Origin of the sequence: Paenibacillus sp. FSL H8-0048 (genome assembly GCF_038002825.1) — a bacterium.
GTDB lineage: Bacteria > Bacillota > Bacilli > Paenibacillales > Paenibacillaceae > Paenibacillus_AQ.
In genome coordinates this window covers 2,150,951-2,162,966 of the sequence record NZ_JBBODF010000001.1, presented here as the reverse complement: position 1 = coordinate 2,162,966, position 12,016 = coordinate 2,150,951, and the positions used below count along the sequence as shown (strand labels likewise).

Annotated in this window: 10 protein-coding genes and 1 pseudogene; 7 read left to right on the top strand and 4 right to left on the bottom strand. The window is 53.4% G+C overall.

The annotated features are described in order from the left end of the window. Positions 1-15: 15 nt before the first annotated feature. From NSU18_RS09410 to NSU18_RS09400, 3 genes are all read right to left on the bottom strand, one after another. Positions 16-579, bottom strand: a complete 564-nt coding sequence (locus tag NSU18_RS09410; RefSeq protein WP_341020216.1) for a hypothetical protein — start codon at positions 577-579, stop codon at positions 16-18. A gap of 356 nt (positions 580-935) precedes the next feature. Further along, positions 936-2,333 carry a sensor histidine kinase gene (locus NSU18_RS09405; RefSeq protein WP_341148853.1) on the bottom strand — a complete coding sequence of 466 codons (1,398 nt, stop codon included), beginning with the start codon at positions 2,331-2,333 and terminating at the stop codon, positions 936-938. Next, positions 2,333-3,040, bottom strand: a complete 708-nt coding sequence (locus NSU18_RS09400; protein ID WP_445321795.1) for a response regulator transcription factor — start codon at positions 3,038-3,040, stop codon at positions 2,333-2,335. Before NSU18_RS09400 ends, NSU18_RS09405 begins: the two co-directional genes overlap by 1 nt. A gap of 168 nt (positions 3,041-3,208) precedes the next feature. Between NSU18_RS09400 and NSU18_RS09395 the strand changes: the two genes are divergently transcribed. From NSU18_RS09395 to NSU18_RS09380, 4 genes and pseudogenes are all read left to right on the top strand, one after another. After that, positions 3,209-4,126: an ABC transporter ATP-binding protein gene (locus NSU18_RS09395; protein WP_341148852.1), complete on the top strand. Its 918-nt coding sequence runs from the start codon at positions 3,209-3,211 to the stop codon at positions 4,124-4,126. Beyond that, the gene (locus NSU18_RS09390) at positions 4,123-4,875 is read left to right on the top strand and encodes an ABC transporter permease (RefSeq protein WP_341148851.1); all 753 of its coding nucleotides are present in this window, start codon (positions 4,123-4,125) and stop codon (positions 4,873-4,875) included. Before NSU18_RS09395 ends, NSU18_RS09390 begins: the two co-directional genes overlap by 4 nt. Positions 4,876-4,887: 12 nt before the next feature. After that, a complete protein-coding gene (locus NSU18_RS09385; protein ID WP_341148850.1) occupies positions 4,888-5,613 on the top strand; it encodes an ABC transporter permease in 726 nt (241 codons plus the stop codon). 431 nt (positions 5,614-6,044) lie between these two features. Next, a pseudogene (locus NSU18_RS09380) lies at positions 6,045-6,668 on the top strand (group II intron maturase-specific domain-containing protein); the annotation flags it as partial. A 70-nt stretch (positions 6,669-6,738) separates the two neighbouring features. Here the strand turns inward: NSU18_RS09380 and NSU18_RS09375 are convergent. Then, on the bottom strand, positions 6,739-7,887 hold the full coding sequence (locus tag NSU18_RS09375) for an asparaginase (protein WP_341148849.1): 1,149 nt from the start codon (positions 7,885-7,887) through the stop codon (positions 6,739-6,741). A gap of 270 nt (positions 7,888-8,157) precedes the next feature. Between NSU18_RS09375 and NSU18_RS09370 the strand changes: the two genes are divergently transcribed. Genes NSU18_RS09370 through NSU18_RS09360 form a run of 3 tightly spaced genes read left to right on the top strand, consistent with a single transcriptional unit; the run spans position 8,158 to position 11,998 of the window. Beyond that, entirely contained in the window at positions 8,158-9,195 is a 1,038-nt protein-coding gene (locus tag NSU18_RS09370; protein WP_341020225.1) for an ABC transporter substrate-binding protein, read from the top strand. A gap of 44 nt (positions 9,196-9,239) precedes the next feature. Continuing rightward, positions 9,240-10,346 (top strand): ABC transporter ATP-binding protein, encoded by a 1,107-nt coding sequence (locus NSU18_RS09365; protein WP_341020226.1) that lies wholly within the window; start codon positions 9,240-9,242, stop codon positions 10,344-10,346. Continuing rightward, the gene (locus tag NSU18_RS09360) at positions 10,343-11,998 is read left to right on the top strand and encodes an ABC transporter permease (RefSeq protein ID WP_341148848.1); all 1,656 of its coding nucleotides are present in this window, start codon (positions 10,343-10,345) and stop codon (positions 11,996-11,998) included. The genes NSU18_RS09365 and NSU18_RS09360 overlap by 4 nt, the downstream gene beginning before the upstream one ends. The last annotated feature ends 18 nt before the right edge of the window (positions 11,999-12,016 follow it).

The following is a 12,016-nucleotide window of genomic DNA, read 5'->3' as shown; positions in this document are numbered from 1 at the left end:
AGTGCACTGGCAGGCTTAGAATCTTCCCCGGCTCCCGGCGTCCAGATTCGGACCGTTCAGGCTGGACAGCCGTTCCAGCGCCTGCTCGTAGATCCGCACAATATCCTGTATCTTCTGGAATTCGGGGTCCGAGGGACCCAGGTTATCCATGAACATGCGCTGTAGAATCTCTTTGTAAAAGGAGATACGGCTCCCCACCAACTGGCATTCGTAGTCAATGACCTCTTCAATCGAGTGCTGCTGAACGAAGTCCATCAGATCGTCAGCAGGGTTACCGCGCGGCTCCCGCTCATTGCGTGCAGCTACCGGCGCATTAATATTATCCAGATTGACGGTAGAGCGTATATCGGTGAACAGGATACCTTCTTTTGCCAGCATGACCTGAAAAGGCTTGTGCTTGAACAGCTCCTGTGCAACCAGCGTACACATCGCCGGATTCCGCAGCAGCATCCCGTCAAATGGATGAAGCACCCACCCGCTGTCATCCCGGTACAGGCTGAACGTGAAGTACTCACCGCCGTACTCATATTTCAGGTTAATCGAACTCTCTGAGGTAAGCTCATATTGAAATGCATCCATTCCGGGTTACGCCTCCTGTATCTACTATGAATTTCTATTAGCATAGCAGAATATAGCGAATATTGGGAGAGATGGGCTTCACCCGCACACCTTCTTTTGGAGAAGAAAAGATTAGTTTGAAATTTGAGGATATTCAGCGATTAAGCAATGTGCGGATTCGACAAATTGTGCTGTTATCTTCTTGAATTTATTATAAAGGGGGGGATTTATGTTAAAAAAGCTATTGATTATTGCATTATGTTTCTCATTTCTGTGGGTATCTGATCTGAACCCATTCGCTCAGCTGTAAAAGCTAAAAAGCAGCGATTCTCCTGATTAGTGCAGGATCGCTGCTTTTCGTTGCGGGAACCTGATGTCTACTTGGGCAAAGGTAAAGCCGGCAGCTTCAGAGTCGCACACAGCCCTTCCCCCGGAGGGCTCTCCAGAACAAGCTTACCCTTGTGAGCTTCCGCGATGCGGGCGACCATCGGGAGGCCAAGCCCGTGGCCCTGCCGGACGGGGCGGGTCCGTTTTCCAGAGTAGGGCAACAGCATCAGCTCAGGCAAAAGCTCTGACGGAACCCCAGGCCCTTCATCGGATACGGCTAGACAGCATTCCGGCTCCTTCGGGTTCCGGCTGCCGGAGACCGTTACCGTAATCCGGCTGCCGTCCGGATTATGGCGGATGCTGTTCTGGACCAGATTGTTTACCGCACGGTACAGCAGTTTCTCGTCGCCCGTCACTAGCAGGCGCTCGTCCATAATGCACAGGTCCAGCGAATAATGCTCCTCCAGGCCGTTATTCATGAAGTCAGAGACCACGGTCCGGGCCAGAGCGGATAAGCGGACCGGCTTAAGCTGCAACGGCTGCATGTCATACTCCAGCATCGAGACGAGATTCAAATCGCTGACCAGCGATCTTAGCTGCTCGCCTTGGCGGCGGATGATGGCAGCCTGCTGGCGTTGCTCTCCGGTTAGATTGTCCTGCTCCTCCAGATTGCTCGCGTAGCCCAGGATCATCGAGAGCGGAGTGCGGATGTCATGGGAGATCCCGGCGATCCAGTTCGAGCGGGCTTCATCCCGTGATTTCAGCTGCGAGCTCCTGGTTTGCAGCGTAGCGGAAGCCGAATTAATGCTCTCGGACAAATCGCTGAAGAGTCCGGCAGTCTGCAGTTGGACCGGCTCGTCTTTGGCCAGGGCATGAATGCCGTTGATCAGCGGCCGGATACTGCGGATCAGCCGGGAGCCGATGAACAGTGAAAGGGCCACAGCCAGTACCACGTTGCAGGCCAGGAGGAGGAGCACTCTTAAGGGGAGGGAGCGCAACCAGTCCGTCAGGTATCCGAGCTGATATTTTTCATATGAATATTTGGGATAGCCAACGACGAGAAGTCCTTCCGGGTGCTCCCAGATATACACAGGATACTCCAGCAAGTAGTAGCGCGAGAACTTCGCCACCTCTACGATGTTGTAAGCGCGCGGAATCTCCGGCGGAAGCTGCTCACTCCATGTTACCCTGCCCCCCGTATCCAGCAGCATAGCCCAGGCCCGGTTCTGCTGAAGCAGCGCGGCCCCCTTGGGATCAAGGGAATATGTGCCGTCAGCCCCTTGCAGAGCTGAGGATAACTCGCGCACAACCTTCTCCGGTGAAGCCTCCTGATGGGTCTCCTTGAAGATTAGAGAGCCGATTAGAATCAGGTTGAACAGGAGCAGCAGCGTAGAGACCAGCAGGGTAGAGCCTACGAATTTGCGTAAAATCCGGACCGCGCTGTCCATTAGAGCGCCTCCTGCACCATGAGCTTATACCCAAGTCCTCTGACCGTCAGCAATTGCTCCGGCTTCGAGGGGTCTGCTTCGATTTTCTCGCGGATACGCCGGATATGTACCATTAAGGTGTTCTCATACCCGTAGCTGTCATCCCCCCACACCGCCTGGCAAAGGGCATCGCTGGTCACAATCCGGCCGCCGTTCTGGTGCAGCTTGATCAGAATGGCATGCTCCTTTGCCGTCAGAGGCAGCTCCTGGCCTTCTCTTAGTACCACAGCGCTGTCCAGATCCACTACCTGTTCACCTGATCTGAAGACAGGCAGCCGCTCTGGTATGGAAGGCGCATATACCCGCTTCAGCACAGCGCTCAGTCGCAGTATTAACTCCCTCGGCAGGAAGGGCTTAACGATATAATCGTCAGCCCCCAGTCCCAGACCCAGCAGCCGGTCCTCATCTTCACCACGCGCCGACAGGAAAAGTACCGGCATCCCGGAGAAGGTGCGTATGGCGGAGAGAAGCGAGAATCCGTCCCCATCCGGCAGCATCACATCGAGAATGGCGATATCCGGCTTCTCCTGGCGGCACATTGCTAAGGCACTGCTGTAATCTCCAGCTGCGTATATGCGGTAATACCCTTCTTTTCGTAAAAAAAGCTCGATCATCTCGCGTATCTTCTGCTCGTCCTCGACGATCATTATTTTGCGGTTCTTCATCATATTCAATCGTCATCACCCATAATTAGTATACACGATCAGGCGCTGAAGAATGGGCGGGGCCGGAGTATTTAAGGTAGGCGTAAGGTTATCTTCAGTCTGCAGTAAGGGAAGGCCGCTATGCTTGGAAGCAAGAGCCAACTTGACAGAAAGGGAGCTGAACTGGAGCCTATGAACACACATCCAATTATCGAGACCCAGCAATTGACCAAGACCTATGGGGGAACGCCCAGAGTGGATCAGGTAAATCTGACGGTGGAGCAGGGAGAGATTTTTGGCTTCCTCGGTCCGAATGGAGCAGGGAAGACGACTACGCTCAAGATGCTGCTCGGACTGGTGCAGCCCAGCCAAGGAACAGTTAAGCTGTTCGGGCAAGAGCTGCGGAACCACCGGCTGGAGATTCTGAACCGGACGGGTTCCCTGATAGAGTCACCTTCCTATTACGGACATCTGACAGGTCTTGAGAATCTGAGAGTGATGCAGCGGCTGCGCAGCCTGCCTGCCAGGAATATCGATAAGGTGCTGGAGATTGTGCGGCTGGATAATCACCGGCATAAGCCTGCCGGGCAATATTCACTCGGAATGAAGCAGCGCCTGGGTCTGGCCATGGCCCTGCTGGCTTTCCCGAGCCTGCTCATACTGGACGAGCCCACCAATGGTCTTGATCCTGCGGGGATCGGGGAGATCCGGGAGCTGATTAAATCCTTGCCTGCCCAGTATGACATGACGATTGTGGCATCCAGCCATCTGTTGTCTGAGATCGAGCAGACCGCTACCTCGGTAGGAATCATCAGTGACGGCAAGCTGCTGTTCCAGGGGACGATGGCTGCGCTTCAGGCACAGAACCGGGCGGCGGTTCACTTCCGGATCGATGATTCCGCCCGGGCAGTCCGGATTCTGTCGGAGCACGGGTACCGGCCCAGGATGCAAGAGGGGCAGCTGGTGTTCAGAGCCATGCCGGACTCTGAGGTGGCGCGGGTCAATGAGATCCTGGTGTCAGGCCAGATTGCTGTGAGCCGGATCGTGGAGTCGAAGAAGAGCCTGGAGGATATCTTCCTGGATCTTACCGGAAAGGAGCGGAGCCTGTGACGAGAGCCTTGTTCCTCGAATATTACAAAATCCGGCGGAGAAGGGTATGGGCGATGCTGACGCTCTTTCTGGCCGCCGAGCTGGGCTGGGCAGCCATGTCCATAAGCATCTCGATCTCGCGGAGTGCAGACAATGCCGCCTGGGAAGCGCTGATTTTCAGCCTCTCGTCCATGAACGGGCTGTTCCTGCCGATTCTGTCGGCGATTGTGGTGTCAAGGATTTGCGACATGGAGCATAAAGGGGATACCTGGAAAATGCTGATGACCACCTCTGTCGGACGCCAGGCGGTCTATGCCGCCAAATTCGTCTGTGCCGGAAGTCTGATTCTCTACGGCATTCTGGCCCAGGTCGTTTTTATTGCCGGCTTTGGCATGTTCCATAGACTCGCAGAACCGCTTCCGGCAGGCCTGCTGCTTCAGTTCACTGCGGGTACTCTGATTGCCAGTCTGCTGATTATTGCCATGCAGCAATGGATATCGCTGGCGGTGAAGAATCAGGCGTTTGCCCTATGTCTTGGCATGCTGGGCGGGTTCCTGGGGACAACCGCAAGCTTATTCCCTGCCGCTGTCCGGCGGATGGTCGTCTGGTCTTATTATTTGGATCTCAGTCCGGTGACTTATCTCTATCAAGCTTCCGCGGGTTCTTATATTACAGGTACAATACCTGTCCTTCAATGCATTACAGCTCTATTCATCACGCTGCTCCTGTATATGGGCGGAAATGCCCATATCTCAAGACAGGCAATATAAGGAGGAGAACTTATGCTCAGAAGTGTTGCTGCCGAATGGGCCAAGCTGCGCCGCTCGCGGATGGGACTGGTGCTGGTCAGTCTGCCTGTGGTCAGCCTGATGATTGGCTGCGCCAACTTTGTTATGAACCGTGAGGTGCTCGAAGGCGGCTGGTATAGCCTGTGGACGCAGGTAAGTTTATTTTACGGGGAGTTTTTCCTGCCGATTCTGATTGCCATCTGCTGTGCCTTTGTGTGCAGGCTGGAGCATGTGAACCGGAACTGGAACATGATTCTGGCTGCTCCAGTACCCATAGCCGGCCTCTTTATAGCCAAGCTTGTTATTGTAGGCGTGCTGATTGCCGGAGCGCAGGCGCTATTCCTTCTAATGTATTGGGCGGCAGGACGGATGCTGTCTATGACGGGGGCTTTTCCGCTGGACATCATCCTGTGGACCTTTCGCGGCTGGGTGGCTGCGCTCAGCATTGCCGCGCTGCAGCTCGGGTTGTCCATCCGTATCCGCAGCTTTGCCACGCCGATTGGAATCAGCCTGTGTGCGGTCTTTGTCGGGCTGGGCTTATATGTGCTGAAGCTGGGTCTGCTGTTCCCTTATTCGCTGCTGACCATTGGCATGGGCGTGCTTACCCAGCGCGGGCTGACTCCGGCAGAGAACCTGCTGTTCTTCTCCATGAGCGGAGTGTATCTGGTCATCCTGTCGGCCTGGTCTATCCGCCGGCTGAAATATAGTGCAGCGGCGTAAGTTCCGCCCCAAATGCATAACATAAAGAAGGAGCTGTCTAGGAAGCCGTGAAGCGGCTGCTTGGGACAGCTCTTTATGATGGAGAAGATTTAGCGTGAGCACTTGGGAGAGGGGGACGCTTCGCCAATGTATGCTGTTTTCCGCATACATTCAGGCCTCAGGCCTGCGCCTCAGCAAAATGTATGCTGTTTTTCTCACACATTCGGGCCTCAGGGATGCGCCTCAGCAAAATGTATGCTGTTTTTCGCATACATTCGGGCCACACGCCTGCATGTCAGCAAATGTATGCTGTTTTCCGCATACATTCAGGCCTCAGGCCTGCGCCTCAGCGAATGTATGCTGTTTTTCGTTCCCGCAATAAAAGGGGCTGTCACTTTTGGGACAGCCCCTAATTCTAGTACGCCCAGCATGGGCGTACTAGAATTAGGGTGGAATTGACCGGACGCGGGTTGCGCTTCGTACGCTACGCAGACGACTGTAATATCTTTGTGGCGAGCAAACGAGCTGGCGAACGGGTCATGGAATCGGTTAGCCGATTTGTAGAAGGAAGGCTAAAACTGAAAGTAAACCGGGAAAAGAGTGCGGTAGCCAGACCTTGGCACCTGAAGTTCTTAGGATTCAGTTTCCTGAGCCAGAAACAGGCGAGTATACGAATAGCACCGAAGAGTCTCAAGGCATGCAAAGAGCGAATTCGAGAGCTAACGAACCGGACCTGGTCCATCTCAATGGAAGAACGAATACGCCGATTGAATCAATATCTGATGGGCTGGCTTGGCTATTTCTATCTGGCGTCGGCAAAGAAACACCTCCAAACATTGGACCAATGGATTCGGAGAAGGCTGCGAATGTGCCTGTGGAAACAATGGAAGCGAGTGCGCACACGAATCCGCGAACTTCGGGCACTTGGGGTACCCGAGTGGGCCTGTGTAACGATGGCCAACTCGAGGCGAGGCGCATGGGAAATGTCTCGGAATACAAATAATGCCCTTCCGACTTCCTTCTGGGAAGCGAAAGGGCTGAAAAGTTTGCTTTCACGTTATCTGGAGCTTTGCTAACCTTTTGGAACCGCCGTATGCGGACCCGCATGTACGGTGGTGTGAGAGGACGGAGGCTTGCCGCCTCCTCCTACTCGATTTTGCTCATATCATAATCCGGCATTCCAATGGTAGAGAACCACTGGCGGATTTGCTCCTGGTCCTTGGAGAAGGTAAGACCCAGCTGAAGCAAGAGTCTGGCCTTCTGCGGTAGCAGATCGCCTGCGCCTATAATTCCTTTGGCGCCGGTATCATATACTGCCCCCGAGCCTGCGCGTGTCGCGCTGACGAACAGAACACCCTTGTCAATCGCCTCTTTGCGGGCAGCCTGCTGCGCGGTCGAGATCCCGCCGGCCCCGTGGCCCGCAGTAACTATGCCTTGGACTCCATCATTGGCCAAAGCTGTAATCGGTGTTGCGGAGGCTTCCGTATAGCTGTATACAATGTCAACCTTAGCGAGATCCTCCGGCTGGATTGTGCTGAGATCGAAAGGAGTCTTCCACTTCTCCGTTCCGGCATCCTTAACACGGGCCGGGGCACGGACGGCGCGTATCCGGTTTTCATCCACTGTACCCAGGGCACCGTAACGGCCGCCGTCAAAGGTATCCAGACGCAGTGCATCGGTCTTGGTAACCTCCCTTGCTGCAAAGAATTCATCATTCATCATCAGAACAGTACCGTAGTAGGCCGTCTTTTGGCTGGCAGCCAGTCGTATCGCATTCAGCAGGTTGGCTTCCCCGTCGAAGGAGATCGTATTGGATTGCCGCATCGACCCTGTGAAGACGACAGGCTTCGCGCTGCGGACCGTAAGATCAGTCCAGTAAGCCAGCTCTTCCATAATGTTGGTTCCGGTAGTCACGACAACAGCGTTCACTGCCGGATTAGCCAGTTCCTTATCGATAGCGATAGTGAGGTTATATAAGTCCTTGGATGAAGTCTGCGCCGAACTGATGTTGCTGAGCTCGGTGCTGGTCACATTGGCGATTTTGGACAGCTCGGGCTGTAATCTCTGGATAATATCTTTGATGGGAACCTTGGGGGTGCCGTAAGTCTGAAACAGCTCTCTGGAAGGTGAGGTGGAGGTGATCGTTCCGCCGACACCGACGACTACGACATTGGGAATGACTTTCCCGGGTACAGCCACATCCGCTGCCTGGGTAATGGAGGGAAACGACAACAGGGTAAAGAGGGCAAGCAGGGCGGTAAAGCTTCTCAGAGTCCGTTTGTGAATAAATTTCATAAATGACCTCCTTAGATGTTAAAATTAATGTGATTATATATGACATAAATCATAATTGTCAAAATGATATATTTACTTTTATGTAAAATAAATTTATATTCATGCAGGTTTATTGTATAAAAATTAAAAAAAGAATAAATTAATGTTATTTTACATAACTCATATTGTTATTTTAGTTGCGAATTTTAGATGATTTTGTCGAATAATAGGATTTTAAAGATATTTCAAGCTGATAAAATAGACCTATATTCAGATAAGGGGTGAATGAAAATGAAAAAGTGGTTGAAGGTGTCACTTATTATGACAATGATGGTGGTTGTGCTCTCGGCGTGCGGAGGAAACAAAGCGAATGAAGGCGCGGCGGGCGGCAGCTCGAATAAACTGGTAGTCTATACCCCTAATAGTGAAGCGATGATTAACGCACTTATCCCAGCCTTTGAGAAGCAGACAGGCGTTACCGTAGAGCTGGTATCGGCGGGCAGCGGTGAGCTGATCAAGCGGATTCAGTCAGAGAAAACCAACCCGTACGCGGACGTTATGTTCGGCGGAGCTTACGCCCTGTTCAATGATAATGCGGACCTGTTCGAAGAATATGTATCTTCTAATGATAAGGATCTGTTGCCGGGTCACACGAATACGACAGGGATCATGACCTCTTATGTGTCTGACGGAAGTGTGCTGCTGGTGAATACGAATCTGGCAGGCGACATTCCGATTAAGGGCTATGCAGATCTGCTCAATCCGGCGCTGAAGGGCAAGATTGCCATGGCGGACCCCGCGAACTCCAGCTCGGCATTTGCCCAATTGACGAATATGCTCAGAGCAATGGGCGGGGATTACACTTCAGAGGCAGGCTGGGATTATGTAGCCAAGCTGCTGGAGAATCTGGATGGCAAAATTGCGGGCGGCTCCAGCAAAGCGCACAAGAGCGTTGCGGACGGCGAATATGTGGTGGCGTTGACGTACGAAGATCCGGCAGTGAGCTATGTGAGAGACGGCGCTCCAGTCAAGGTAGTCTATCCCGAAGAGGGCACGGTATTTCTGGATGCGGTAGCGGGAGTGGTCAAGGGCTCTCCGAATCAGGAGAACGCCAAGAAGTTCATTGATTTCCTCATCTCCAAAGAAGGACAGGATGCACTAGGGAAAGAGACCACGAACCGTCCGTTACGCTCGGATGCGGTAATCGGAGATTTCATGACACCGATGGACCAAATCAAGGTGATTGATGAGGATGTGGCCTATGTAGCGGAGAATAAGTCAGCCATTATAGAACGCTATACAGAGCTGTTTACCAATATCGCGAAGTAATTCAACCTTCAGAACAGCCAATTTAGAGGAAGCGGGTGTGCAACATGAGCGTCGCAATATCCTTCAAGAATATTGTCAAAAAATATGGCGACACCACCGTCATCCCCGAGCTGTCCCTGAACATCCAAAAGGGTGAGTTCTTCACCCTCTTGGGTCCTTCAGGCTGCGGGAAGACTACACTGCTGCGGATGGTGGCCGGGTTCAACAGTATCGAAGGCGGGGATCTCGGCTTCAACGATAAAGTCATGAACAACGTTCCTCCGGGCAAACGGAACATCGGAATGGTGTTTCAGAATTACGCCATTTTCCCCCATCTGAACGTATCGGAGAATGTAGCCTTCGGGCTGGAGAACCGTAAAGTGGGCAAGGAGGAGCGGCAGCGCAGAGTCGCAGAGATTCTGGATACGGTGCAGATTGAAGTTTACAAGGACAGAATGCCCAAGAATCTGTCAGGCGGACAGCAGCAGCGCGTTGCTCTGGCCCGCGCCATCGTCATTAATCCCGACGTGCTGCTGATGGACGAGCCGCTGTCCAATCTGGACGCGCAGCTCCGCGTGGATATGCGCAATGCCATCAAACGTATCCAGCGTGAGGTGGGAATTACGACAGTCTATGTGACACATGATCAGGAAGAAGCGATGGCGGTATCCGACCGCATCGCGGTAATGAAGTCCGGGATCATCCAGCAGGTGGGAACGCCGCGGGATATCTATCAGCGCCCGGCTAATCTGTTCGTCGCCACCTTCATCGGGCGGACCAATGTCATTGCGGCGAAGCTGGAGAGCGGAGCCGGAGGTAACGCAATTCTTCGTGTGGGCGGCAGTTATTCACTGGAAATCCCGGGGCTTCAGGATGAACTGCTATCCGCGGCAACGGCAGAGGTGAAAATCTCCGTCCGGCCGGAGGAATTCGTGCTGGCTGAAGACGGCACAGGTCTCACGGGAACCGTGGTGAACAATGTGTTTCTGGGGTTGAATACCCACCTGATAGTGGCGCTTGAGAACGGACAGGAGGTGGAGGTCATCCAGCAGTCGGCTTCCACCCAGGCGGTGGAGACCGGACAGCAAGTGACGCTTGCCATTCTACCGGGAACGGTCAATGTATATGATGAAGCCGGGGAACGCAATCTGAACCGGGGGATTCGGCTATGAGCGGCCGGATGAAGCGCTGGGATATCTGGTCGCTGATTACCTTTGTACTTTTTGCCGGATATTTGGTATTCCTGGCCCTGCCCTTGTTCATGCTATTGATAAAAAGCTTTTTCGACAGCAACACCGGAGAGTTCTCACTCGCCTACTTCCATAAATTCTTCAGCAAGGCTTATTATATGAATGCCGTGTGGAATAGCATCAAGGTCACGGTAAGTGTTACCCTGCTGTCTATCCTGGTCGCCGGCCCGCTGGCCTACATTATGACCATTGCCAGAATCAAAGGCAGCGCTGCGGTGCGGATTCTGATTCTGATCTCCTCCATGTCCGCTCCGTTTATCGGGGCGTATGCCTGGATTCTGCTGCTTGGACGCAGCGGGGTGATCACTACCTTCATGTCCCGGGTATTCGGGTTCACGATGCCTGATATTTACGGCTTCTCCGGCATTCTGCTGGTGCTGACCCTTCAGCTGTCTCCGCTGATCTTTATGTATGTATCAGGAGCGCTGAAGAATGTGGACAACTCCCTGATGGAAGCGGCGGAGAGCATGAACTGTACGGGTCTGCGCAAAATGTGGAAAATCCTCGTGCCCCTGATTACGCCGACACTTCTCGCCGGTGGGCTGCTGGTGTTCATGAGGGCATTCGCGGATTTCGGCACACCGATGCTGATCGGTGAAGGCTACCGGACGGTACCTGTCCTGATTTTCAACGAATTCATCAGTGAGGTCGGAGGAGATGACGGCTTTGCTGCGGCGATCAGTGTCATTGTTGTGTTGTTCGCGGTTGCGGTCTTTCTGCTCCAGAAGTATGTGGCGAATCGGAAGTCGTATAGCATGAGTGCGCTGAATCCGATTGAACCGAAGAAGCTGAAGGGAGTAGCCAATCTGGCGGCCCACGCCTACGTGTATCTGTTCACGTTACTGGCGCTGATGCCTCAGGTCTATGTAGCCTATACCTCCTTCCTGAAGACCTCCGGCAAAATATTCGTCGACGGCTATTCGCTGGACAGCTACCGGGCGGCCTTCTCCAAAGTGGGAGATGCAATCTACAACACCTTCATGATGGCCAGTATCACCATTGTAATCATTACCCTGGCTGCGGTCCTGATCGCCTATGTGACGGTGAAGCGCAAAGGTGCGGCGGCGAATGTTCTCGATACCTTCACAATGCTGCCTTATATCGTACCCGGCTCGATTCTGGGGATTGCCCTGCTCGTGACCTTCAATAAAGAACCGCTGGTGCTGAGCGGCACCGCTGTGATTCTGATTGTTGCTTTTGTCATTCGGCGGCTGCCTTATACGATCCGCTCCAGTGCGGCGGTGCTCCATCAGGTGAATGACAGCATTGAAGAGGCTGCGATTAGTCTGGGGGCCTCCACCCTGCGGACGTTCTTCAAGATTACCGTGCCGATGATGATCTCCGGGGTATTCGCCGGGGCGATTATCAGCTGGATCAGTATTATTACAGAGCTTAGCACCTCAATTATTCTGTATACCGGGAAGACCCGGACGATGACCGTAGCGGTCTACACTGAGGTGGTTCGCGGCAATTATGGGGTGGCGGCTGCCTTATCGACGCTGCTGACGGTGATCACCGTACTGTCCCTGCTGCTGTTCTTCAAGCTCTCCGGCAAAAAAGAAGTAACCATGTAGCTGTAGTCCGGGCCCGCG